Source organism: Enterobacter sp. BIDMC 29, assembly GCF_019378755.1.
Classification (GTDB): Bacteria; Pseudomonadota; Gammaproteobacteria; order Enterobacterales; family Enterobacteriaceae; genus Enterobacter; species Enterobacter ludwigii.
Genome location: NZ_CP080000.1, coordinates 2,216,419 through 2,242,240 on the forward strand (window position 1 = coordinate 2,216,419; position 25,822 = coordinate 2,242,240).

At 53.9% G+C, this 25,822-nt stretch carries 22 protein-coding genes; 1 reads left to right on the top strand and 21 read right to left on the bottom strand.

Going from position 1 to position 25,822, the window contains the following annotated elements; genetic code table 11:
- Positions 1-3: 3 nt before the first annotated feature.
- The 21 genes from galF to JTA15_RS10080 all read right to left on the bottom strand — a co-directional run bounded on the left by galF (position 4) and on the right by JTA15_RS10080 (position 23,516).
- On the bottom strand, positions 4-900 hold the full coding sequence (gene galF, locus JTA15_RS09980) for a GalU regulator GalF (protein ID WP_020883269.1): 897 nt from the start codon (positions 898-900) through the stop codon (positions 4-6).
- Positions 901-1,077: 177 nt separating this feature from the next.
- Positions 1,078-2,469, bottom strand: a complete 1,392-nt coding sequence (gene wcaM, locus JTA15_RS09985) for a colanic acid biosynthesis protein WcaM (protein WP_025203690.1) — start codon at positions 2,467-2,469, stop codon at positions 1,078-1,080.
- 12 nt (positions 2,470-2,481) lie between these two features.
- The gene (gene wcaL / locus JTA15_RS09990; protein WP_219373185.1) at positions 2,482-3,702 is read right to left on the bottom strand and encodes a colanic acid biosynthesis glycosyltransferase WcaL; all 1,221 of its coding nucleotides are present in this window, start codon (positions 3,700-3,702) and stop codon (positions 2,482-2,484) included.
- The gene (wcaK, locus tag JTA15_RS09995) at positions 3,699-4,979 is read right to left on the bottom strand and encodes a colanic acid biosynthesis pyruvyl transferase WcaK (RefSeq protein WP_024908095.1); all 1,281 of its coding nucleotides are present in this window, start codon (positions 4,977-4,979) and stop codon (positions 3,699-3,701) included. Before wcaK ends, wcaL begins: the two co-directional genes overlap by 4 nt.
- Before the next feature lie 17 nt (positions 4,980-4,996).
- Positions 4,997-6,475, bottom strand: a complete 1,479-nt coding sequence (gene wzxC, locus JTA15_RS10000; protein WP_219373186.1) for a colanic acid undecaprenyl disphosphate flippase WzxC — start codon at positions 6,473-6,475, stop codon at positions 4,997-4,999.
- A 1-nt stretch (position 6,476) separates the two neighbouring features.
- Positions 6,477-7,871, bottom strand: a complete 1,395-nt coding sequence (wcaJ, locus tag JTA15_RS10005) for an undecaprenyl-phosphate glucose phosphotransferase (protein WP_219373187.1) — start codon at positions 7,869-7,871, stop codon at positions 6,477-6,479.
- 62 nt (positions 7,872-7,933) lie between these two features.
- Entirely contained in the window at positions 7,934-9,304 is a 1,371-nt protein-coding gene (gene cpsG / locus JTA15_RS10010; RefSeq protein WP_032680630.1) for a colanic acid biosynthesis phosphomannomutase CpsG, read from the bottom strand.
- A gap of 109 nt (positions 9,305-9,413) precedes the next feature.
- Positions 9,414-10,850 (bottom strand): mannose-1-phosphate guanyltransferase, encoded by a 1,437-nt coding sequence (cpsB, locus tag JTA15_RS10015; protein WP_014170815.1) that lies wholly within the window; start codon positions 10,848-10,850, stop codon positions 9,414-9,416.
- Between the two features lie 3 nt (positions 10,851-10,853).
- Positions 10,854-12,077, bottom strand: a complete 1,224-nt coding sequence (wcaI, locus tag JTA15_RS10020) for a colanic acid biosynthesis fucosyltransferase WcaI (RefSeq protein ID WP_014170816.1) — start codon at positions 12,075-12,077, stop codon at positions 10,854-10,856.
- Positions 12,074-12,553 carry a GDP-mannose mannosyl hydrolase gene (locus JTA15_RS10025; RefSeq protein ID WP_072126435.1) on the bottom strand — a complete coding sequence of 160 codons (480 nt, stop codon included), beginning with the start codon at positions 12,551-12,553 and terminating at the stop codon, positions 12,074-12,076. Before JTA15_RS10025 ends, wcaI begins: the two co-directional genes overlap by 4 nt.
- Before the next feature lie 2 nt (positions 12,554-12,555).
- On the bottom strand, positions 12,556-13,521 hold the full coding sequence (locus JTA15_RS10030; RefSeq protein ID WP_014170818.1) for a GDP-L-fucose synthase: 966 nt from the start codon (positions 13,519-13,521) through the stop codon (positions 12,556-12,558).
- 2 nt (positions 13,522-13,523) lie between these two features.
- On the bottom strand, positions 13,524-14,645 hold the full coding sequence (gene gmd, locus JTA15_RS10035; protein WP_014170819.1) for a GDP-mannose 4,6-dehydratase: 1,122 nt from the start codon (positions 14,643-14,645) through the stop codon (positions 13,524-13,526).
- Between the two features lie 24 nt (positions 14,646-14,669).
- The gene (wcaF, locus tag JTA15_RS10040) at positions 14,670-15,218 is read right to left on the bottom strand and encodes a colanic acid biosynthesis acetyltransferase WcaF (RefSeq protein ID WP_047355746.1); all 549 of its coding nucleotides are present in this window, start codon (positions 15,216-15,218) and stop codon (positions 14,670-14,672) included.
- Positions 15,219-15,233: 15 nt separating this feature from the next.
- Positions 15,234-15,980, bottom strand: a complete 747-nt coding sequence (wcaE, locus tag JTA15_RS10045) for a colanic acid biosynthesis glycosyltransferase WcaE (protein ID WP_014170821.1) — start codon at positions 15,978-15,980, stop codon at positions 15,234-15,236.
- 16 nt (positions 15,981-15,996) lie between these two features.
- Positions 15,997-17,217, bottom strand: a complete 1,221-nt coding sequence (gene wcaD, locus JTA15_RS10050; protein ID WP_020883262.1) for a colanic acid polymerase WcaD — start codon at positions 17,215-17,217, stop codon at positions 15,997-15,999.
- A complete protein-coding gene (wcaC, locus tag JTA15_RS10055; protein WP_014170823.1) occupies positions 17,192-18,409 on the bottom strand; it encodes a colanic acid biosynthesis glycosyltransferase WcaC in 1,218 nt (405 codons plus the stop codon). The genes wcaD and wcaC overlap by 26 nt, the downstream gene beginning before the upstream one ends.
- Positions 18,406-18,897 (bottom strand): colanic acid biosynthesis acetyltransferase WcaB, encoded by a 492-nt coding sequence (wcaB, locus tag JTA15_RS10060; RefSeq protein ID WP_014170825.1) that lies wholly within the window; start codon positions 18,895-18,897, stop codon positions 18,406-18,408. The genes wcaC and wcaB overlap by 4 nt, the downstream gene beginning before the upstream one ends.
- A complete protein-coding gene (wcaA, locus tag JTA15_RS10065) occupies positions 18,897-19,739 on the bottom strand; it encodes a colanic acid biosynthesis glycosyltransferase WcaA (RefSeq protein WP_014170826.1) in 843 nt (280 codons plus the stop codon). Before wcaA ends, wcaB begins: the two co-directional genes overlap by 1 nt.
- Before the next feature lie 22 nt (positions 19,740-19,761).
- Positions 19,762-21,924, bottom strand: a complete 2,163-nt coding sequence (wzc, locus tag JTA15_RS10070; RefSeq protein ID WP_219373188.1) for a tyrosine-protein kinase Wzc — start codon at positions 21,922-21,924, stop codon at positions 19,762-19,764.
- Positions 21,925-21,926: 2 nt separating this feature from the next.
- Positions 21,927-22,370, bottom strand: a complete 444-nt coding sequence (gene wzb / locus JTA15_RS10075; RefSeq protein ID WP_032678535.1) for a low molecular weight protein-tyrosine-phosphatase Wzb — start codon at positions 22,368-22,370, stop codon at positions 21,927-21,929.
- A 6-nt stretch (positions 22,371-22,376) separates the two neighbouring features.
- Entirely contained in the window at positions 22,377-23,516 is a 1,140-nt protein-coding gene (locus JTA15_RS10080) for a polysaccharide export protein (RefSeq protein ID WP_014170829.1), read from the bottom strand.
- 692 nt (positions 23,517-24,208) lie between these two features.
- Between JTA15_RS10080 and JTA15_RS10085 the strand changes: the two genes are divergently transcribed.
- Entirely contained in the window at positions 24,209-25,792 is a 1,584-nt protein-coding gene (locus tag JTA15_RS10085; protein WP_219373189.1) for a TerC family protein, read from the top strand.
- The last annotated feature ends 30 nt before the right edge of the window (positions 25,793-25,822 follow it).

The window sequence follows — 25,822 nt, forward strand, 5'->3', positions numbered from 1 at the left end:
GAATCAGTCGTTAGCCAGCAACTTCTCAATCCGGCTTCTGAACTTCTGACCTTCCTTCAGGTTACGCAGGCCATACTTCACAAATGCCTGCATATAGCCCAGTTTCTTACCGCAGTCGTAGCTGTCACCGGTCATCAGCATCGCATCAACAGACTGCTTCTTAGCCAGTTCAGCAATCGCATCGGTCAACTGGATGCGGTCCCAGGCACCCGGCTCGGTTTTTTCCAGCTCGGCCCAGATATCCGCGTTGAGAACATAACGGCCAACGGCCATCAGGTCAGAATCCAGCGTCTGCGGCTGATCCGGTTTCTCGATAAACTCAACGATACGGCTCACCTGCCCTTCCGTTTCCAGCGCTTCTTTAGTCTGGATAACAGAGTACTCGGAGAGATCGCCTTTCATGCGCTTAGCAAGTACCTGGCTACGGCCCGTTTCGTTGAAGCGCGCCACCATTGCCGCAAGGTTGTAACGCAGCGGATCGGCAGATGCGCTGTCGATAATGATATCCGGCAGTACAACGATGAACGGGTTGTCACCCACGACCGGGCGTGCGCAAAGAATGGAGTGGCCCAGACCCAGCGGCTGCGCCTGACGCACGTTCATGATGGTTACGCCAGGAGGACAGATAGACTGCACTTCAGCCAGCAGCTGGCGTTTTACGCGCTGCTCAAGCAACGCTTCGAGTTCGTAAGAGGTGTCGAAGTGGTTTTCTACCGCATTCTTGGAGGAGTGCGTAACCAGGACGATTTCTTTGATCCCTGCAGCAACAATTTCATCGACAATGTATTGAATCATCGGTTTGTCGACAATCGGCAGCATCTCTTTAGGAATGGCTTTTGTGGCTGGCAACATATGCATGCCCAAGCCTGCTACCGGAATGACTGCTTTCAAATTAATCATTATTTCTTCCACCTTAAAATGGTTGACGAATTATAGCTCTTTAACCTGTTTTCGCCAGCATGATTTGCCGTGATTCTTATATGATGTTAGGGGACCACATCACAAAAAACAGTAGTTGTAATCTGAATAGATCGCGTTTCTGTGCCAGGAATAGTCGCAAAAAAAGACAATTGTCGATTATCTGTGCGGGAGCGCAAAATTCAGCCGCTCCGTATTCACCACCTGCTGGTCCACGCGGTCAATATCCACGGAGCTCTGCCCTTTCTCATTCACAGCCTTGATGTTCGCCAGCGACAGTAAGGTCTCATCTTTAGCCATAAACTTGCCTCGGACATCCTTACGCAGGTCGAAATTCATCTTCAGCGCCGGGCCGACGGCAGCTTCCTGCATCACGTTGATATTACGCAAGAAGAGGTGCTGCGGTTTGTTGTGCAACTCAAGCGTAGCCCGCTGCATCTCAACGTTGGTGATGGCCACAAAGGAGGTGGCGTTGCCGGAGGAAATTTGTATTCCGCGCAGTTTGTACGCAAGCTGGCGATTATCCAGGCGAATGTCGTTCAGCTTAAAGTTCTGAGGTATCGAGAGATAGTCGCCCTTTATTACACCGTAGCCGATCAGCATGCCGGCACTATTGACCATATCGACATTATCGATAATGAAATTATCACAGCCATAAATGGCTACCGTGGCGTTGTCTATTCCCGCCTTCTTGCTGAAGTCAGGAGTGATATTCTTGGCCTTAATATTGCGAATAATAAAGTGCTTACCGTTTTCGACGTGGACTAACTGACGACAGTTGCTGCCGGTGATATTTGCCACCACGAAGTTCTTCACGGTTTGCTTTTCCGGATAATCGTTGTCGTAGGTGCTGCCGGCGAGACCAATGCCGATGCCCCAGTTGATCTTGCCGTTCGTACAGTTAATGTTGTCAATCACATGATCGGAGATCAGGATGTTACGGTCATTAATGGCGACGTTCCACTCAATCGCGTCGCCCTGCAAATGGCTGAATTTACTGTTGGTGATGCGCGCGCCATCTATCTGATTATGGAATCCCTGGCGCAGGATGGCGTAGTTCGCCTGGCTTACGCTGATGTTATCAATCAGCAGGTTGCGCATGACGCGCGGCTTTTTGCCGCCAATGTAGATCTGCGTCACCGGTCCAAAGCCGCTCATTGCCAGCCCTTTGATCACACAGTCTGAACCGCGAATGTCCAGCGTAATGTTCTCCGTGCGGCCGTCACCTTCACCAATCACTTTACTGCCTTCCTGCAGCACAAAGCGCCCGCGACCATTTCCCGTTAACGCACCGCGGATCAACAGCGTTTTACCGTCAGGAATGAAAATGCCCGTATTGATGTTTTTACAGGTGAGCCCGGCAGGGACAACAACGGTGTCGCCTTCGTTAAATGCCTGCTTAAAGGCGGCGATCCAGTCGTTGTTGTTGTACTGGTTAACAGAGACCGTCTTTCCGGTTGCCGCCCGCGCAATGCGGGACGACAGCAGCGGCGTAGCCGCCAGGACGGATAAAGAAGAGACAAAGGTGCGTCGGGTAATCTTTTTCAGCATACAACCTCGGCGTTACAACGTTTGCAGCAGGCTCGCTAACTGGCGATTAATCACCTGCTGGTTAAAATCTGCTTCAACTTTTTGTCGGGCGTTGTGGATAACGGGCTCCAGCGCCTGTTGGTCGATGCCGCTAAATTCGGCTAAACGATCCGCAAGGGCCATCGCATTATTCTCCGGTACCAGCCAGCCGGAGTAATCAGACTTGATTAACTCCGGGATCCCGCTGTGCAGGGTCGACACCACCGGAATACCGACGGCCATCGCCTCCATTAACGCAACCGGGATCCCTTCCATATCGCCATCGGCGCCGGTCACGGAAGGCAGCAGGAATACATCCGCCTCATCCAGCATGACCTTCACCTCGTGGCTTGGCTTAAAACCTGGCATCTCCACGTAATCTTCCAGCTGATACTGTTCGATAAGCGTGCGAAGACGACGCTCCCACGGGCCAATACCGAGAATGCGATAGCGGAAATCCACGCCGCGCGCTCGCAGCTGGCGGCAGGCTTCGATGGCCACGTGCAGACCTTTTTTCTCCGTCAGACGCGCCACAGAGATAATCTGCAGCGGTTTTCCCGGTACCTTGACCGGGCGGCGGGTAAAGCGCTCTAAATCCACGCCCATACGCGAAACGGTGATTTTTTCCTGCGGACAGCCCATGTTTTTCAGACGCCCGGCCCACAGGTCGCTGATGGGCAGCATCATGTCGCCACGGCGGAAAAGCTGCTGATACTCCGGCGTGTAGTGGTTCAATACTTCGCGGCTGGAGATGTCGATACCGTGGAAGATGGTCGCAATCTTACCGTCAATCACCCCCAGCTCACGCAGTTTGGCGGCGGTCACGCCCGCCGGGCCAAAGTGAGCAATAAACACATCGGCGCGGTACGGCTGCACCGTTTGACCACAAATGGCGGACAGGATCAGGTTGCGAGATTCCGCGCCATAGCGGGAAACATTCAGCGCGCGCCAGGTCGACGCACGATGGATCCCGCGTAAGGTCTGGCTGGCCCGGTGGCGCAGCTTATTTACTCTTCCAGAGGGCTCGTCCTGCAGCCAGCGGGTTTTCGCCTCCAGTCCATACTGCGTATACGCCGCATGGGTATTTTGTGTATCGCCCTTTTGCAGGGCGATGATCTCCACGTCGTATCCCATATCGATAAACGCGGTGATTTGGTTCAGCACAAAGGTTTCAGACGACAGCGGAAATTTCAGTAAGAAGAAACCAACCTTCATTTCCCCTCCCGGACGCGGTCGAGCACCGATTTCACCATCCCAATTCCCTTCTCGCGCTCGGCTTTCACCGCGACGGCCAGGCGTTCATTGATGGCAGGCAATTGCCCCAGGGTATCGCCCACCATCGCGCCAAGCGAACCATCCAGCAGATGACGAATATCAACGGCCATTTCAGGCATGCCAAGCTGCTGCATAATGCCGGCTGACTTGTGCTCGTAGTTAATCGCAATGGCCGGCGTGCCAAAGTTCATCGAAATGATCGCCGAGTGCAGACGCGTGCCCACGGTGAGGTCACAGGCTGAGAGCAATTTGCCCATCTCGAGGTCGTTCAGTTCGTCCATCACCACGTGATAACGGGACGGATCGTTTACCAGGTTGCGCAGGTTCAGCGCCACCATGCGGTCATCTTTGTTGTAGCTGTCGATGCCGGTACAGGTTGAAAGCGCCAGCACCTGGTATCCGCTGTCCAGCACACGGTTCACCACGTCAGCAAACGCTTTCTCATACGCCGCCTGGGTGGTGCCTAAACGTTTATCAAACGGTGCAAGTTCGCGCAGGGTGATGGCGACCGTTTTCTGTTTCGCCGCCACGTCCAGCCAGTGCTGCACTGCGTAGCTCGCCTGGAAACTGTCGTCCTGATGATCCACCAGCCAGGCGGTGTCCACCCCGTGTTCCACTTTCGAAGTGTCAATCTCGCTGCGTTTCATCATATCGAGGCTTACCGACTCACGCAGGATCAGGGCATCGCAGTGGCCGAAGACATAGTTTGCCAGCTGGTTAAACTGCGGATCCTGGAACGGCCCGACGCTGTGACCAATCATAAACAGCGGTTTTTTCGCCATGAATGTGCAGAGTGCGTGCTCAAACTGCGGCACACCGTAAAGATCGACGAAGAACGATCCGCCGACCTGAATAATGGCGTCGTAGCCCGACAGCAGTCGAACGAAATCCGTGAAGCCCTGAGCAATGGCGATGTTACGCAGCTTGCCGGTATCAGTTACACGGGACAGCAACACCTGGTGCTGATAGCGACGGCGCAGAACTTTCTTCACGCGTCCCATTACGCCGGCAGCGTTGTTGTGCTGCTTCATCTGGCTGTAGAGCGGGTCGCCCATTACCGGGCGGTTCAATAACCAGGAAGAGCTGACCGGATAACGGCTCATCACGTCCACTTCAGTCTCAGGCTTAAGGGTGTTAATCGCATCCAATAAACCGCGCAGAATGGCGCTGTCGCCACGGTTGCCGCAGGTATGGTTGCCAAGAATAAGTAATTTCATAATGGCCTCTTAAATAACTAGCCTGCGCGAAGCAGCGTTTTCATTTTTTCGTTACGGCAAAACTGGCGCTTCATCTCCACCACCAGCGCATTACGTGACAGCACAATCATCACGCCAAACGCCAGTGCACCTGCTGCGACCTGTATTGCCAGCATGGCCGCGAGCGGCAGATGGCCAGTGAGCACGATGCCCAGGCCATAGCTCACCACAAGGGTAGGCAGTGACAGATAAAACGGCAGCCACAGGCTCAGAATGTACTGCCGGTAGCTGGAGCCCAGCACCGGCTTGATCATCACGAAGTAGCTCAGAACGGTGTTGATGATCTGCACCAGCAGAAAACCAAGCGTGACCCCAATGGCGCCGGCCATATGTCCACCGACGATAATCGCCGGAATAAACAAGAACGTTTTAAACACGTTGAATTTGAAGCTGATATCAACCCGCGCTTTAGCCATTAGCAGTGAGCCAATCGGGTTTCCAACGGATCGCAGCAGCCCCACCACGCACAGCAGCTGCAGGATCGGGATAATGCTGTTCCACTTCTCGCCAAACACCAGCGGCACGAAGTTGCTCGAGACCACCATCAGCCCCAGCAAAACCGGGAAATTGATAATGCCCACCACAGAGAGCAGCTTGTAAAAATTGACGCGCAGCTTCTCGGTGTCGTCCTGAATTTTGGCGAACGCCGGGAACAGTACGCGGGTGATAATCGGGTTGAGCTTCATTGGTGGTACTACCGCGACGTTGTACGCCAGGTTGTACCCCCCCGCGACGCTCGCCCCGAGGATGCGTGCCAGCACCAGCGTGGAGAGGTTGGTGTTGACATAGTTGATGATGCTGTCGGCGGTGAGCCACGCGCCAAAACGCAGGTTGGATGACACCGAAGCGAGAGAGAAATGCAGCCCAGGACGGTAAATCTTGCGGCCAAAGTAGCCGAACAGCAGCGTACGCACGGCAGAGTTAACCAGATACCCGAGGATAGCGGTCATGGCCAGCGGCCAGAAATGGGCGCTGACCACGGTAAAGGTAAACCCTGCGAGAACGGCGCTGGTCTCGATCATCCCAATTTTGTTGAATTCCAGCTCTTTCTGCATCAGCGCGCGGAACTGTTGCCCGTGCGGGATCACCACAAAAGCAAACGAGAGCGTACGCATCAGCGGTGCCAGATCGGGGTTGTGCAGCACGCTGGCGATGGTATCGCTCAAAAGGAACACCAGCACGAAAACGAACACCCCCAACCCAACGTTCAGCCAGTAGAGCGTGGTCAGTTCCAGATAGCTGATCTCTTTGCGCTGGATAATCGAGTTAGCAATGCCGAAGTCAGACAGCGTATCGGCCAGCGCGATAATCACCAGCGAGACGGTCAGCAGACCGAACTGGTGGTTATCGATAATGCGCGCCAGCACCGTCATCTGCACCAGGCCGAGGCCAATGATGACAATGGTCGCCATCGCTGACCATTTGGCGCCGCTGATGGTTTTTTCACGTAAGCTCATCTTAGTACGCCGCTTTGTTCACGAAACCTTTGAAGATGGTCAGAAAGACGATCTTGATATCGAACCAGAGGCTCCATTCACGGATGTACTCCAGGTCGAATTCGATGCGTTTTTCCATTTTTTCCAGCGTGTCGGTCTCGCCGCGCCAGCCGTTGATCTGCGCCCAGCCGGTAATGCCTGGCTTCACTTTATGGCGCAACATGTAGCCTTCAATCAGCGAGCGGTACTGTTCGTTGTGAGCCACGGCATGGGGACGGGGGCCGACAATCGACATGCCACCGGTAAAGACGTTGATAAACTGCGGCAGCTCATCCAGCGAGGTACGGCGCAGGAAGTTCCCCACCCGCGTAACACGAGGATCGTTCTGCGTCGCCTGGGTCACGACCTTGTCGTTCTCCATCACCTTCATTGAGCGGAATTTCCACACCATGATAGGCTTACCGTCCATGCCGTAGCGGGTCTGACGGAAGATAACCGGGCCCGGGGAGCTCAGCTTCACCGCCAGAGCAATGCAGCACAGCACCGGGGAGATCAGCAGTAAGATCAGTGAAGAGAGCACGATATCTTCCAGGCGCTTGAGCACGCGATTGATACCCGACAGCGGGGTGTCATACAGCGGCACGACCGGCACGCCGTTCACTTCTTCAATACGGGAGTGGAGGATGTTAAAGGTAAAGACGTCCGGGATCAGGATCACCGAACAGGTGGTATCGGCCAGTTCACGCATCAGTTTCTTAATGCGGGATTCATCTTTCATCTGCATCGCGATGTAGACGTTATGAATTTTGCCGGCTTTCGAGTCCTCAATAAGCTGTTCGTAATTACCGGCCCAGTCTGAAGGCACGCCGCCAGGCTTCGCGTCGTGATAAATCCCGACCACTTCAAAACCTAACCATGGTTCTTTGCGGAAGCTATCGAGAAGCACCTTCCCTACCGGCAAATCCCCCGCCACGGCGACAAAGCGACGGTTATAACCGCGGTTACGCAGCCAGCCGGCGCCAAAACGGATCAGGGTGCGGCATACCACCATGCCGACGCTGGTAATCAGATACCAGCACAGATATGTCACCAGGCGATTATCAAAATCATGGCTGAATGCCACCAGCCCTGCGCTGAAGATCAGGCTTAATGTCCAGTTCTGCAGCAACAGCATCAGTTCGGTGGTCATTTTCACACCACGCCACGAACGGTAGAAGTCGGTCATCCCCCCGATCATCTGGAACACAACCAGCGCAATCAGCGCCATGAGCAGATGCATGTAGAAGAAGGATTGCCCGCTTACCCAACTCACCACCCATAATCCGCCGACCATGATGGTGATATCAGAAAAACGCTGCACCATGGAGATTAACGATGCATTCGTTCTCGCTCGTTCGCGTTTTTTTAGATTCGTCATCGTTGTTCCTTTAGTTCAACACCTGCCCCCTCACCCCACATCAGGATGAGGGGGAAAGCTATTTACTGATTCAACAGCGCCAGAATGTCCTTCGTTCGCGCTTCCATCAGCGCGGTATCCGCGCGGGATTCCACGTTCAGGCGCACCACCGGCTCGGTATTTGAAGAGCGCAGGTTAAAACGCCACTGCGGGAACGCCATGCTGATGCCGTCGGTACGGTCAATTTCCAGCGCATGGAGGGCAAAATGCTGCTCCACGCGGGCAATGGCCTCGGCCGGCTGCGCCAGTTTGCTGTTGATTTCGCCACTTGCCGGGAAGGCCGCCATGCGGTCGCGTACCAGCTCGCCAAGGGTCTGCCCTTTCAGACACAGCAGCTCGGTCACCAGCAGCCACGGGATCATCCCGCTGTCGCAGTAGGCAAAATCACGGAAATAGTGGTGGGCGCTCATCTCGCCGCCATAAATGGCGTCTTCTTCGCGCATACGCTCTTTAATGAAGGCATGACCGGTTTTGGACATCACCGGCTGGCCGCCCGCGGCGTTCACCACATCCACGGTGTTCCAGGACAGACGCGGATCGTGAATGATCTTCGCGCCCGGGTTCTTCTCGAGGAACGCTTCCGCCAGCAGGCCGACAATGTAGTAGCCTTCGATGAACTGGCCTTTTTCGTCGAACAGGAAACAGCGGTCGAAATCGCCGTCAAAGGCGATACCCATATCGGCACCGTGTTCGATGACCGCGTTACGGGTGTCGTCGCGGCACTCCGGCAGCAGCGGGTTCGGGATACCGTTCGGGAAGTTGCCGTCCGGGGTGTTATGGACCTTAACGAAGGTTACCGGCACGTTCAGGGCCTTAAAGCGGGCTTCGAGCGCATCCACCACCGGGCCGGCCGCGCCGTTACCGGAGTTGATCACCAGCTTCAGCGGTTTCAGGTTTGCAACGTTGATGTAGCCCAGCAGGTGGTCGATGTACGCTTTACGCAGGTCGATCTGCTTATAGCTGCCGCGTTTTGCTTCATTCACCGGCGGGAAATCGTTAGCTTCGGCGAGACGCTGCACGTCACGCAGACCGGTATCGCCGCTGATAGGACGCGCGCCCTTGCGCACCAGCTTCATACCGTTGTAGTCCATCGGGTTATGGCTGGCCGTCACTTCGATACCGCCGTCCACGCCGAGGTGGAAGGTGGCAAAGTAAATCTCTTCGGTACCGGACAAGCCGATATCCAGCACGTCCACGCCCGCATCCTGCAGCCCTTTTGCCAGCGCCAGCTTCAGGGACTCACTGGTCAGGCGCACATCGCCGCCCAGGACAATCGTTTGTGGCTTAAGATATTCGCCGTATGCGCGGCCAATGCGCCACGCAATGTCTTCATTCAGCTCTTCGCCCAGCTTGCCGCGAATATCGTAGGCTTTAAAACAGGTTAATTTTTCCATGATGACCCCTTTTTCAGGCAACAGTTGGCCCGCCCGATTAACAGGCAAATTTGTTTTTATTCATTCGCAGGCCGGATGCGCGAAACGCTATCCGGCTTTAGAGACGGCGCTATACCCGCCCGTAACGGTCCTGGAAACGGACAATATCGTCTTCTTCCAGGTACGAACCGGAGCGCACTTCAATTAAGTCGAGAGGAATTTTCCCCGGGTTTTCCAGACAGTGCGTGGCTCCCAGCGGAATATAGATTGACTCGTTTTCGCCCAGCAGTTTCACTTCGCCATCAATCGTGACTTTGGCGGTACCCGCCACCACGACCCAGTGCTCGGCACGGTGGTGGTGCATCTGTACCGACAGCCCCTCACCCGGTTTCACGGTGATGCGTTTCACCTGGTAACGTTCACCGGCATCGATGGAGTCATATTTGCCCCACGGACGATACACTTCGCGGTGGATATGGTGTTCATGGCGACCATCGGCCTTGATCTTCTCCACCACTTTTTTAACGTCCTGCACGGCATTACGGTCAGCAATCAGCACGGCGTCTTTCGTCTGTACGACCACCAGATCCTTCACGCCAACTGTGGTCACCAGACCGGACTCGGCGTAGACATAGCTGTTTTCCGTTTTGTGGCTGATAACATCACCGTGGTGGACGTTACCCTCCGGGGTATGGGCGCTGATCTCCCACAGGGAGGACCAGGAGCCAACATCGCTCCAGCCCGCATCCATCGGTACCACAACGGCATCGGCCGTGCGTTCCATTACCGCATAGTCAATTGACTCTTCCGGGCAGGCGAGGAAAGACGCTTCGTCAACACGGATAAAATCGAGATCCGGATCCACTACCGCCATCGCTTTCTCGCAGGCGTCCAGAATATCCGGGCGATATTTGCGCAGCTCTTCCAGGTAGCGGCCAGCGCGGAACAGGAACATCCCACTGTTCCAGTAATATTCACCGCTGGCCACATAAGCCTGCGCGGTTTCCAGATTCGGTTTTTCGACAAACTGCGCCACGTCAAACGCTACGCTGTCGCCTTCGCCCGGGGTCACATTGCCACGACGAATATACCCGTAGCCGGTTTCCGGAAGGTCCGGCACGATGCCGAAAGTCACCAGTTTGCCGTTTTCGGCGTAAGGAATAGCCGCGCGTACCGCCTCGCGGAACGACTCTTCCTGTTGAATAACATGGTCTGCCGCCAGAACAAGCATCAGCGGATCGCAATCCGGGCTGCTGCGTTTGGCCGCCAGCGCAGCCAGCGCAATCGCGGGGGCTGTGTTACGTCCGGCAGGCTCCAGAATGATATTTTCTGTGAGTTTGTTCAGCTGGCGCAGCTGCTCGGCGACAATAAAGCGGTGTTGTTCGTTACAAATCACCACCGGGCTTTCACACTCCACACCCTGCAGGCGGTTAACCGTCGTCTGCAGCATGGTGAGCTCCCCTTTCAGGCAGAGGAACTGTTTTGGATAGAGCACGCGGGACAGCGGCCACAACCGGCTACCAGAGCCACCTGCCATCACAACCGGATACAAAGTGGTTTGACTCATGATTTATCCCCGTATATCTGCAATAAATTGGCTCAGCACGTTCTCTTTCTCGAGCGTGCGTTCGGCATATTCACGTGCCACCGTGTTCGTTTTTGGCATGGCAAGTGCCCGTTCAATGCCAGTGACCAGCGCCGGGACCGATTCCGGTTCCACGCAAACGGCGATCCCCGGATAGCTGTCGCACAGCTGGCCTAATTCTGTTTCGGCTTCCGCCGTGATCACCGCGTTACCGCCCACTGCCAGAATGTTGGTCAGCTTGGACGGCAGCACCGCGTCTGCCGCGCCGCGCTTTTGTACCACCAGATGGCAGTCGCCCATCTTCAGCAACGCAGGCAGTGCCTCGTAAGACTGAAGCGGGAAAAATTTCACGTTCGTCAGGCCGCGTTCGTTGGCCATTTTTTCAAGTCGCGCTTTTCCGCCGCCCTGCCCGACGATGACAAACATCCAGGGTTGATGGCTCAGTTGCTGTGCGGCATCGATGACGCTCTCAAGCCCCTGCTTCTCGCCGATGTTGCCTGAGTAAAGAATAATTTTTTGGTCGTCAGGCAAACCGAGCTGAGCGCGTAGCGCCTGAGCGTCACTGTCTGTCACGTCGCGAAAACGCGCCACTTCAGACCAGTTGGGGAAAAAGATCACTTTTTCCGCCGGTACGCCCTTCTCCTGCGCTTTGTTCATCATTGAGCGCGAGATGGTCGAGACATAATCCACGTTATGCAGGCCGCTGCGCTCGAAGGCGCTGGCGAGTTTCGCCACCTTCCCGCTCTTACCTTTGCCGGCCATTCCCAGGCCGAGCATGGCGTCCACTTCATAATCCTGAATGTGAAGCAGCGTGCGCGCGCCGGAGAGTTTGCCCAGCAGGCGCATACCTGGGGTGCAGAACAGCGTTGGCACCACACCGATAATGCGATCCGGCTTCCAGCGACGTTGCGCCATCAGCGGGAAGAAACTGCTCAGGGCAAAGCTGCCCAGATGAAGTAACCGCTTCAGCGTTGAGGGCTGTTTCGGCACGTACAGCGGGCAACGCCAGACGGTCGCGGCACCCTCTTCGCGACGGTAGCGCCAGCCTGAATAGCGCTCACCTACTTTCCATTCCGGGTAGTATGGCGGCGCGGTAATGACCCGCACGTCATGTCCCTGGCTCGCCATCCACTCGACCATTTCGCCGGTGTATTTACCGATTCCGGTTAACTCCGGCGAATAGTTGATTCCGTACACCAGAATTTTCATAAGCCCGGCACTCCGGACTGACGATCGGCCAGGAAATAGGCACGACTGTTGTCATGCACATTGTCACTGGCCAGCAACGCCTCTGGCGTCTGCCAGCGGTAGTCGTCATGCTGAGAATCAGGCAGACGCAGGTCTGCCTCACTCACCTTCAGGCGAAAACCGAGCACCACATAGTGCGTGGTGAAACCGGTGCCCGAAAAGTTATCGTCATAGAAGTGCTGCCAGACCCCGTAAAACTGGCCTGCCGCCATCGGCAGTTGCAGGCCCAGTTCCGCCAGAGTGAGACGCTCAAAAGCATTTTCCAGCGTCTCATCCTTCTGCACGCGCCCGCCGGGCACGAACCAAAAGCCCTGTGCAGGACGGTTGGTTCGTTTTCCCAGCAAGAACTCGCCGCGTTCGTTCTCCACCACCAAATCAATTGAGATGAGCGGAGTGGAACGCACTACCGTGGCAAAATCTTCCTGACTTAAAAACATCATTACCCCCGGAAGCGGTGCTGGTTTTCAAGGAACCACTGGTAGGTGCTTGCCAGCCCCTGCTCCAGAGATACCTCGTGATACCAGCCCAGCTGATGCAGACGGGTCACGTCCAGCAGTTTGCGCGGCGTGCCGTCCGGTTTGGTGGCGTCAAAGACCACGCGGCCTTTGTAACCCACCACCTGCGCGATGGTTTGCGCCAGCTCACGAATGGTGCAATCCACGCCAGTACCGACGTTAATGTGCGACAGCATCGGTTCGGTGTTTTCCTGCCACACCTCACGATCCAGCTCCATTACGTGGATGCTGGCAGCCGCCATGTCATCCACATGCAGGAATTCACGCATTGGCGTACCGCTGCCCCACACCACCACATCCGGTGCATTTTCGGCCGTTGCCTCGTGGAAACGACGCAGCAGCGCCGGGATCACGTGCGAATTGCTCGGGTGGAAGTTGTCATGCGGTCCGTACAGGTTGGTCGGCATCACCGAACGATAGTCGCGGTTATACTGACGGTTGTAGGATTCGCACAGCTTGATCCCGGCAATCTTGGCAATCGCATACGGCTCGTTGGTTGCTTCCAGCGTGCCCTGCAGCAGTTCGCTCTCAGCGATCGGCTGCTTCGCCATTTTCGGGTAGATACAGGATGAGCCGAGGAACAACAGCTTATTCACGTTGTGCAGATGCGCTGCGTGAATGATGTTGCTCTCAATCATCATGTTCTCGTAGATGAAATCCGCCGGATACGTGTTGTTGGCAACAATGCCGCCCACTTTCGCCGCCGCCAGATACACCTGGTCAATACGTTCACTGGCGAAGAAGTCCTGTACCGCTTTGCTGTCGAGCAGGTTCAACTCGTCACGGGTACGGACAATCACATCGACATCACCGCGCTGTTCAAGCTGGCGAACAATCGCGGAACCCACCATTCCGCGATGACCCGCGACAAAAATACGTTGTTTTGTCATTCTCAGGACTCCAGCGCGATGGCAACCTCGTAGCCATGAGACTTGAGCAGGGAGTGTTTTTTCGCTGCTTCAAGATCTTTGGCAACCATCTCGGAAACCATCTCCTGCAGAGTCGTTTCTGGTTTCCAGCCCAGTGTTTCGTGTGCTTTGGTTGGGTCGCCCAGCAGGGTTTCCACTTCAGCAGGACGGAAGTAACGTGGGTCAACCTGTACAATCACGTCGCCCGGTTTCACGCCCGGTGCGTCATGGCCGGTTACGGAAACCACGATGCCTTTCTCTTCCACGCCGGTACCTTCGAAGCGCAGTTTGATACCCAGCTGAGCGGCAGCCATCTCAACAAACTGACGTACGGAGTACTGCACGCCGGTTGCGATGACGAAGTCTTCTGGTTTTTCCTGCTGCAGCATCATCCACTGCATTTTTACGTAGTCTTTGGCATGGCCCCAGTCACGCAGGGAATCCATGTTGCCGAGGTGCAGGCAAGATTCCAGACCCTGTGCGATGTTAGCGATAGCGCGGGTGATTTTACGGGTAACGAAAGTTTCACCACGACGTGGGGATTCGTGGTTGAACAGAATGCCGTTACAGGCATACATGCCGTAGGATTCACGGTAGTTCACGGTGATCCAGTACGCGTACAATTTCGCCACGGCGTACGGAGAACGTGGATAGAACGGGGTAGTCTCTTTCTGAGGAATTTCCTGCACCAGACCGTACAGCTCAGAGGTGGATGCCTGGTAGAAACGGGTTTTCTTCTCAAGGCCGAGGAAGCGAATCGCTTCCAGCAGACGCAGCGTACCCATTGCGTCAACGTCAGCGGTGTATTCCGGAGATTCGAAGGAGACCGCAACGTGGCTCATCGCGCCCAGGTTGTACACTTCATCCGGCTGCACTTCCTGCAGAATACGGGTCAGGTTGGAAGTATCGGTCAGGTCGCCGTAGTGCAGATGGAATTTCGGGTTCGCCGCATGAGGATCCTGATAAATGTGATCCACACGTTCGGTGTTGAATGAAGAAGCACGACGCTTAATACCGTGTACTTCATAACCTTTTTCCAGCAGCAGTTCTGCCAGGTAAGAACCATCCTGTCCGGTAACGCCGGTGATGAGAGCGACTTTAGACATGTTTATATTCCTCTACTTATGAATTTAATCAGTTTCAACGCGTTCGCGTATCACCACTGCGGGGTTGCCACGGCAAATTTTATTTGCCGGTAGCGATTTAAAAACGCTGCTGCGGGCACCGACTACCGTGCCATCGCCAACAGAAACACCAGGTGCAACAAAAACATCTGTCGCCAGCCAGCATTTTTCGCCAATCACAATCGGAGTGGCGGTAATATCAAAATGCTGACTCATAAAATCGTGACTGCCGGTGCACAAATAACACTTCTGTGAAACCACCGAATTTGCACCAATCGTAATATCGCCAAGGGTATATAACACCGCGTCATCCCCTACCCACGCATAATCCCCAAGCGTTAATTTCCACGGGTAGGTAATTTTTACCGACGGGCGAATGACTACGTTTTTTCCGATTTTTGCGCCAAACAGTCGCAATAAAAAAGCTCGCCAGCGGTACAGTATTTGCGGTGACCAGGCAAATAAGGTGGACTGTACGGCCCACCACAACTGCACTTTAATACCGCTCCCGCCCCGAAAGCCTTTCGGCACGGAGAAACCATTAAGATCCTGCATTACGTTTCCTTATATTCAGGCTTTGTTATATAAGGTTTTCGTTTTACCCGTGGTACGCAGACGTAATAAATAAGATAATTCCGCCCAGAACCCCGGCACGCCTAATATTTTACGCTGCACATTTCTGGCATCCTGGCACAGTTCCAGATTATTAGACGTTGACACGCCGCCCATTGAAAATTCAGATACCAGCCCTTTAATTCGACGGAACGGGTAACCTGATTTATACAGGCTGGCAGTCAGCGCATAATCTGAAGAAACTTTATACTGCAGATCGTAAGGCTGTTTTTTCAGACCTTTTACCGGGAAGAAAATGGCCTGATGGCTGGCAGGCAAACTGTGGTAGATATACCAGCCGGGTTTCGCACTGCGGCAAACTTTATGGCCATCGCCAAAATCGAGCAGCGCGTCGCCAATGTACATCGCATCCTCTTTCTGGCGCGCCAGCTGACGGGCAAATAACGCCACATCCTCATGGAATACGTCACCGGAATTCAGGAAGATGGCATAACGGCCTTGCGCCATGTCGATGCCTTTATTCATCGCATCGTAGATGCCTTTATCTTTCTCGCTGATGAAACGTAAGTTGAACTCACCGTTGAGTTTTTCCAGAAACTCCGCCGTACCATCGTTCGAGCCGCCATCGACCACAATCCACTCAAAGGTGAGGCTTGGATCGCGCGCCAGGTTGCGCAGCGAGCGCCAGGTTTTTACCACCCCTTCGTAATTACGAAAAGCGACAGTAATGACGCTAAGAAACATAAATCACCTCATTTCGTCATACGTTCGTAATATTAAGCGCTTTGCGCAGAATAAACGGACAGACAATCAAGAAAGCATATTCCGGGCTAAATATTGACCCGGTAAAAAACAACGACACCGGTGTAAACAGATAAAGCTGCACGCGAAAGTTCTGGTTATCACCAAACGCGTTAATCATCATTTTGAAAACTTTAAACAGATACCACAGTGTCAACAGTACGGCGAACCACGAAAAATAGATAATTAACAGATACAGGCCATTGTCTATGGTTTTACCGACATCCGCACCGTTAAAGATTCCGAATGATGCAACATATTCGTAAAGTGAGCCGAATCTTACTACACCATCGATATGGGTTAAGGAATAACCCACCATCACCAGTGGACCAATGATACGATAATAGGATGACGAGCCTTCGGTTCCCAAATCTCCCAGGCGTTCTGAGATGTATGGGAAGGCAAATATCACGCCAACCATAAATACTGTCAGAGAGATAATCGCCAGCGGCAGTTTTTTCTTAATCGCATCTTTGTTCAGGTACTGGAACGCCCACTCCAGCAGGTAAAACAGGATAAATGTCATTACCCCTGAGAACGATCCTGACAGAACAATTCCTGCAAGAATCATAGCATCGGTCTTAGGGGTTTTGATACCAAACTGTTTGATGCTGAGCCAAATTGAGATTAGTGCCAGAGCAAAAAACGCCGGTTCAAAATAGAGGGCTGTCGTACGCTTTCCGCCAAACTTGATGAAGTTCAATACATAGCTGTTACTGTAAATGAGATATTTCGAAATTATCTCCATCAGGCTACTGCCACCGGTCAAAATAATTTGCGCCATTTCCAGTGCAGCAAGCATAACAATTAACGCAACGGCAATATAAAAGAACCTAAGGATTTTCCGATAATTGTGTGGCGAAATAACCTTGAAACGAATACTCCAGACCATGCCAATAATAATGACGATATAAACAAACAGCATGGTGGAGGTGACGTATTTACTGGCATCCAGAGACTGACCAAAGATGTAGTTAAATAGCGTCAGACCCACGCCCAGCCCTAAGGCCATCATCAGCTTCTTGAGGTTGATTTTGTCGACATACAGCAGAAGCAGAACGGGCAAGAAGGTCACTATGGTTATCGGGAAGCTTTCGCCAAGCTGGGCAATTTTGACGTTGACCAGCAGGTAAATCAGCGGCAGCAGCAGATAACTACAGACTCTGATAGAACGAGACATATTCCTCCAGCATCTGTTGTCCACTGTAGGCCTTGCGGCTGCGGTTGCGGAACGATTCCAGGTCGGTACCAAAAACGGCCTGCGCGATCTGCGCCTTCGGCAGTTGCACCAGAGGCAGCACCTCATGCTCCGCAAACGTGGTCCCGCCCGATTTTTCCAGCACTTCACGTGCCGCATCGCTGTGGGTGGCAATCACCGGCACACCGATGGAGAGCGCTTCGCACAGGATCAGCGGGTAGTTATCCACGCGCGAACTGAATACCAGCGCATCCATCCCATTGAGGGCGCTCATCAGTTTGCGCTTGTCTGTTTCAAACCCGTGATTCACCACGTTAGCCCCTTCGAACGGCGAGAACTTGCCGAAGGTGTGCAGTTCAATCTTGTCACCCAGCGCCATCATGTCGCGCACCAGCTGCTGATTGGTTTTGCCGTCGTAACGCAGGTCATGCGCAACGATAGCGATTTTTGGTTTACCCGGGGTTTCTGCAACCGGGGTAAGTTCGGCCAGAATCGCTTCCGTCGCCACGTCGATACCGTTATTGATGATCTGACAGCGCCCTGCCCCATACAGACTGTTAAAGGCATCGGCCACGTGCTGGCTTGGGGAGATAAACGTACAGCCGAGCGAGAGCATGTCGCGAAACAGCTGGCGCTTTCCGGCCACCAGCTGATGGGCACGATCCACTTTCACCGGCGGGTAGTTGCTCAGCGTCGGGCACTTCTGGCAGTTGCTTTTCCAGCCTTCACACCCGTCGGTAAAGGCGCAGCGACCGGTCACGCTCCAGTGATCGTGCAGCGTCCAGACGAAGCGGGTATCCGGTTTGTGGGCCTGCACCTTCTGGCAAAACGCCACCACCTCTTCCAGATTCAGCCAGTAGCTGTGAAGTACGTGGAAATGCAGCACAACCGGCCCCTGGGAGCGCGTCACGGTGCGATAAAGGGTATTAAGATTGCCAAACAGATCGCGGTTAAACAGGCGGAACAAGGCAATGTTGGCCACGGAAGTCAGGCGCGGCGTGTGCTTATGCACCTGCGGGTAGTTATCGTGACTGACGCTTTTCTTACCGCCTTTGCCATAACCGTAAATAAAACGAGACTGAAGTCCTTTTTGCAGCGCGCGCTGGTGAAGATCCAGCGCCACACCGGCCGCCCCGCCCTCTGCGAGACGGACGTTAAATTGCAGAATGTTCATTTGATCACCTTCACGCGGGCTTTCTCACCCACCACCAGCGCGTTATCCGGAATACTGTCCAGCACCACGCTGCCTGCGCCTATCGTGACGTTGTTACCAATCGTGATGTCGCCAATGATGACCACGTTCGCGCCCAGCTCGACGTTATTGCCAATCACCGGGCAGGCCAGGCTGTCGGGCCCACGGTTACCGATGGTGACGGCGTGGCGAATAGTGAAATCATCACCGGCTACAACGAATTTGTTGATCACCACGGCATAACCGTGATGAATGGTAAAACGGCGACCAATGGTGGCAGCGGCCTGAATTTCATAACCAAAAAAACATTCAGTAATGATGCGGTACAGCACCAGCACCGGTGCCGCCCAGAGATTGTTTAAAACATTTTTCTTGCGCCACACCGAGCAAAAATGCGCGATGCGGTACGCCAGAACCATGCAGCACGGGCGCAGGCTCCAGCTGTTAGCGCGGCAATCTTCCAGAAACATTATTTCCCCCGAAGTCCATCAGCCAGACGCTTGCCGTTACGCACGGACAACAACGTGAGCAGCGTGCGCCAGTTCATGCGCTTATTGCGGATCTGATAGAGGGTAAACAGCTGATACTTCCGGCTGGCACGGTCGAACTTGTCCTTGTGCTTGCGGTAAAAGTGGAAGTAACCAGAGAATTTCTTCGGCGACGAGGTGATTTGCATCTCCCCGTGATTGATATGCAGGATCTGCGTCGCCTCTTCCACCTTCCACGGCTCGCCATACTCCATCACCATGCGCAGGAAGATGTCGTAATCCTGCGCAGCCTTCAGCTCGGTATCGAACAGGCACTCCTTAAAGCGCCACGCCCAGGTAAAGACCTGATTACCGATGATGTTGCGTTTATAGAACAGGCGGCGTGAGTAAGGCGATTTCGGGTACAACGGCAGGCTGGCAGGCTGCGAGTAAACTTCACCCTGACAGACATAGTCGTTGGCATACAAAAACGCATGCGTCACCAGCTGTGCTTTGTGCGACAGGAAGATCGACAGACGGTTCGGCGTCCATTCGTCATCGTCGTCGATGCCGGTCAGATACTGGCCTTTAGCCTGCATAATCGCCTGGTTACGCACCGCGCACGCACCGGAGTTAATCTCGTTGTGCGTGTAAACCACGCGCGGGTCGTTAAGGTCAGTCACAAACTTTTGCAGCTGTTCGTACGAGGAAGAACAGTCATCAACGATGATCAGTTCCCAGTTATCGTAATCCTGTCGCAGCACAGATTTTATTGCGCGGATCGCCAGCTGCTGACGATTCCATGTCGGCATATAAATAGAAACTAAAGGGCGTTGTGTAGTCATGGTCTTCCCCGAAAGCTAACGATTAGTGACTGTCAGACTTGTATTCGTACTCGTAGTAACCGTAATCCTGGTAACCGGTCGCACGACGGAAGATGGAGTTCAGGATCACCCCTTTCACTTCAATTCCGTTTTGCTCGAAGCGGCTCAGGCTGGTTTCCACTTCCTTCAGCGTGTTCACCGCGTAACGCGCCACCATCAGCGTGGTGCCGGCATGGCGGCCCACAATGGCGGCATCGGTCACCGCCAGAATTGGTGGGGTATCAATCAACACCAGGTCATAGTTTTTGCTCGCCCACTCCACCAGCTCGCTAAAACGTTCACTCATCAGCAGCTCTGATGGATTTGGCGGCACCTGACCACGCGGAATAAGGTCAAACTTCGGCACCGTCGTCGGTTTTGCACTCTGGCTAATCTCACCTTTGCCCAGCAGGATTTCCGACAGCCCGTTGACGTTATTGGTACCCAGCAGTTCGTGGGTATAGCCCTTACGCATATCACAGTCGATCAGCAGTACCCGTTTATTGATCTGGCTCACCACCGCCGCCAGGTTGGCACAGACAAAGGTCTTACCAATTGACGGGCTGACACCGGTCAGCATCAGAACATTGTTTTTGGCCTGCATCATGGCGAAGTGCAGACTGGTACGCAGACTACGAATCGCTTCGATGGCCAGATCGGTTGGGTTACCCACTGCCAGCAGCTGACTTTGTTTGTAACGCTTAACGCCTTTGGTGGTTTTGACGCTGTCACGCGATTTTTGCCACTCCGACAGCGGGATGCTGGCGTAGACGTTGATACCGCTCTCTTCCAGTGCCTGCGGGCTTTCGATTCCACGGTTGAACAGCGAGCGAAGCAGCACGCCAACGATGGAGAGGATAAGACCCAGAATAATGCTGCCGAGAATGATGAGGGCTTTCTTCGGCTTCAACACCCCAGGCTGGGTGATGGCCGGGTCAACGATGCGCACATCACCAACGGTACTGGCTTCGGTGATTTTCAGCTCCTGCTGTTTATTCAGCAGCTGCATGTACACCTGCTGTCCGGATTCCACATCGCGGGTCAGACGTACGATTTCCTGCTGCGTTTTAGGCATCGCAGTGACGCGGTCGTTGAGTTTCGCCTTCTCTTCTTCCAGCGTGCGGCGTTTCTCAAGCAGCGTACGGTAGGCCGGGTGACGCTTGGTATAAAGCTTGGAAATCTCCGCTTCTTTGAAGGTCAGCTCGTTAAGCTGCGCATCAATGTTAACCATCGAGTCGAGAACGGATTTCGCTTCCAGCGGCAGGTCGACAGAGTCTTTATCCTGACGATAGGCGTTCAGCTTGTTCTCGGCATCATCCAGACGGGCGCGGACTTCCGGAAGCTGTTTGGCGAGGAATGCCAGGCTTTTCGCTGCTTCAGCCGATTTACGCTCAACGTTCTGCTCAAGATAGTTACGGGTGATGCTGTTGAGGATGTCGCGGATCTGATCCTTATCTTCACCGGTAAAGGTCATGCTCAGGACACCGGTGTCCTTGCCGTTTTCGGTGACGGTCAGGTTGTTCTGCAGATTGTTAATCATTCCCAGCGTGGAGAATTTGGTCACGGTAAATTCACCGCCCTCCTGGGCGTGGATCGCGCTGACCATCATGCTGACACCCTCTTTCGTCAGCATCTGCCCCACTTCACCGCGCGCGCTAAAGCCCGCATCGCTGGTCAACTGGTACTGTTTCGGGCCTAACACCGTCAGGGTAAAGGTCTGATCCGCGCTTCCTTTTGGCAGCACAAAGTCAGTCACTTTGACCGTGTCGTTGCTGCGTCCCATCAGACGGTCCCAGCCGGCACCAAAGATCGGGAAGGTATTTTTGGTGACGGAGATATCAAGGCCGAGGTCGTGAACGGTTTTACCCAGAACCAGGCGCGACTGGATCAGCTGAATTTCCGCATCGGAGGCCGGCGGTTTGTTCGCCAGTGCGGAGCCAATGTCCTGCACCAGCGAGTTACCGGTATTCTGCTCAATCTGCACCAGCGCATCGGCACTGTAGATGGGCGTCGCAAACAGCGTATAGACGACGGCCGCCGCGGCAAACACGGCGGTGATCCCAAGCACCCACCACTTTGCCTCTACGACGGTGCCGACCAGGCGACCAATATCGATTTCATCACTGCCCGAAGTCGGGGCGGCAGAAGGTTTTGTTTTTTCTGTCATTGTTATCCCTGCTGAACTTTCAGTGCCTGCGCCCACTGACGGGCAGACTGGTCAAGTAAGGTGTATACCGCCTCGAAGGCCTCATGGCTTTTGCGATATGGATCGGGGATTTCGCGTTCATTGTCCCAGTGACCAAACAGCATCACCTTGCCGCGCATCTCCGGTGCGATATCACACAGCGCATGGATATGGCGTTTTTCCATCGTCAGGATCAGGTCATACTCCCGGCACATACGGCCGGTGACCTGACGGGCGATGTGCCCGTCGAGAGAAAGGTTATGATCGCGGGCCACGCTCGTTGCGCGCTCATCGGCACCTTTACCGACCAGCGCACCCAGCCCTGCGGATTCAACGGTCAGTTCGGGCTGGTAGAGTTTCAGCAGCCGTTCAGCCGTGGGGGAACGGCAAATGTTCCCCACGCATACCACCAGAATTTTGTTAAACATCGCGGATTACCAGGTATGAATGTCGCGCGCCGTATCCGTCATGTAGCGAACGCCACTGATGGTTGGCAGCAACTGGTTGATCAGACGGTTCCAGCGGGCAACCGGTGCGGTGGTGACATACACCACATCGTATGGCTGGAGACGGAACTCCGTTGCCATCACCAGAGACGTCGCATCGGACATATCCAGCTGGTAGATGTTGGCAATCTTGCCTTTCGCACTGCCCTCACCTTTCAGCGGACGGATCACGAAGATACCGGTGGCGTTGGAGGTGGTCAGATCAATACCCTCTGCATTACCCAGCGCTTCGGTCAGGGTCATGCCGCTGAAGTCCATTTTGAGGGTGCTCTGTTTCTTAACTTCGCCCATCACGAACACTTTCAGATCGTCATTGCGCGGTACGTAGAGAATGTCGCCCGGATAGAGCAGACGGTTCTGAGTCAGGTCACCGTTTTGCATCAGCGCCTGCAGCGAAATGCGCTGCTCTTTGCCGTTGTGCGTCAGAACCACGTTGCGCCAGTCGGCACCGTCGGTTAAACCACCAGCGGCGTTAATGGCATCCAGAACGGTCAGCGGTACGTTGGTGATGGCCTGTTGACCGGATTTATTCACCTGTCCGGAGATATAGGCTTTTTGCGAGCGGAATGCGGCGATATTAACGTCCACCTGCGGATCGGCGATGTACTGCGCTAAGCGGCCGGTAATATCACTGCGGATTTCGGCGAGCGTTTTCCCGGCAACGTGTACCTTGCCAATATAGGGATAGAACATGGTGCCGTCTGACTGTACCCAGTTACCGGTGTCGCTTGAGCTACGGTACTGGCCCGCTGGTGTGGTCAGTTCAGGGTGGTCCCAGACGGTGACGTTGATGACATCACCCGGCCCCACGCGGTACTGGTAGGAGGCAATCTCCTGATCCAGAGACATATTCGGCTGAGCAACATTCGGACGTGGACGTAATTGTTCGACCAGACGTGGCGTGAGTGGATAAACATTCACCATTTTGTCGAGATCAAAATCGGCATCCTGCTGCTTGATCACATCCTTACCCATTGTTGACATATTGCTGCCGGGAAAGACCGTACAACCACTCATCAAGGTCACAGACACCAATAATGGCATCAATTTCATTTTGGATTTCATCATTGATTATTTATCACTTTGGCAGAGTAATTATCCTGTGCAATTTAAAATAAGCCGGGTCGTATTGGGTTTCAGCATGCAGTTAATCAAATAGAAATATAACTGGCATCAGTCCTAAAAAAAGCTTATTCATCCATTGGCTATTGACAGAATAATCGAGGCTGATTCACACGCTTTCAGGCACGCTACCGCCCTTGGCTTTCAGTTACCAATCCACTGACTAAACAATGTGTTATGGATAGACACCCTCTTGAACAAGGTCTTCTGGAAATATATCAGCCGCAAAAACGCCCGACGGATAATCAATAACCATTCCTGAAGACCGAAACAATAATAGCAACAAGGAGATTTAACATTTGATGCTGGAGGAATTGTTGCAGCTAACCTAATAGCAGGCAAGGAGACAACTGTCCTAATAACTGTTTTTAAGATTAATATTAAGAGCAAAGTTTTGACCTTTTAGGATTTTCTTTATATTGACAAAGCAACAATAAAAACCATTAATTGCGATATATCCTAAAATGTACTGTGCGTAATAAAATATACGTAATTACCTTATTTACAGCGCCAGCGTATTGCTCTCTTTTTGTTCGGCCTTATTAAGAGAAATCTCAGCCCGGCATTGCAATTTCCCGCCGCTTTATCCATGATCGAAGTGTGACATTCGTCATATAACAGAAGGTATTGCTATTACTATGGAATGGATTGCCGATCCATCAATCTGGGCCGGACTGGTGACGCTGGTCGTCATCGAATTGGTGCTCGGTATTGATAATCTGGTCTTTATCGCCATCCTCGCCGAAAAACTGCCCCCTTCTCAGCGTGACCGCGCTCGCGTAACGGGCCTGCTTTTGGCGATGGTGATGCGGTTGCTGCTGCTGGCCTCTATCTCCTGGCTGGTCACGCTGACACAGCCTCTGTTCTCCGTTCACGGCCTGAGCTTCAGCGCCCGTGACCTGATCATGCTCTTCGGTGGCTTGTTCCTGCTGTTTAAAGCGACAGTTGAACTTAATGAGCGGCTCGAAGGCAAAGACAGTGAAAACCCGACCCAGCGACGCGGGGCAAAATTCTGGCCTGTGGTGGCGCAAATCGTGGTGCTGGACGCCGTCTTCTCACTGGACTCGGTGATCACCGCCGTCGGGATGGTTGACCACCTGGCCGTGATGATGGCCGCAGTGATCATTGCCATCACGCTGATGGTGATGGCAAGTAAAGCCCTGACCCGGTTCGTTAACAGCCACCCGACCATTGTTATTCTCTGCCTGAGTTTCCTGCTGATGATTGGCTTTAGCCTGGTGGCAGACGGGTTTGGATTCCACATTCCGAAAGGCTATCTGTATGCCGCCATTGGTTTCTCAGTAATGATTGAAGCGCTGAACCAGCTGGCGATATTCAACCGTCGCCGCTTCCTCTCAGCAAATCAGACGTTACGTCAACGCACGGCCGACACGGTCATGCGCCTGCTGAGCGGGAAAAAAGAGGATGCAGAACTGGATGCGGAATCCGCCGCGATGCTTGCCGATCACAGTGACGGGCTGATCTTTAATCCGCAGGAGCGACTGATGATTGAGCGGGTGCTCAATCTGAATCAGCGGACGGTCAGCAGCATCATGACATCACGGCATGACATTGAGCATATCGACCTGACGGCACCGGAGGAGCACATTCGCGCCCTGCTGGATAAAAACCAGCACACCCGCGTGGTTGTCACCGGCGGCGAAGAGGAAGAGGAGTTGCTGGGCGTGGTGCACGTCATCGACCTGCTGCAACAGCAGCTGCACGCTGAAGCACTCAATCTGCGCGCCCTGGTACGCCAGCCGCTGGTCTTCCCTGAGGGACTGCAGCTGCTTTCTGCTCTTGAGCAGTTCCGTAACGCGCGTACTCACTTTGCCTTTGTGGTGGATGAATTCGGTTCCGTTGAAGGACTTGTCACGCTCAGCGACGTCATGGAAACCATCGCCGGTAATTTGCCCAACGAGGTGGATGAGATTGATGCGCGCCACGACATCCAGAAAAATGCCGACGGGTCGTGGACGGCGAACGGCCATATGCCGCTGGAAGACCTGGTGCAATATGTGCCGCTACCGCTGGATGAAAAACGCGAGTATCACACTATTGCCGGTCTGCTGATGGAATATTTGCAGCGTATCCCGCAACAGGGAGAAGAGGTTCAGGTGGGCGACTATCTGCTTAAAACGTTGCAGGTTGAGAGCCACCGTGTACAGAAGGTACAGCTCATTCCACTGCGGGATGAAGAAGAACTGGACTATGAGGTTTAGTGAGTTGTTTTGCCCGGTAGCATGTGCGCT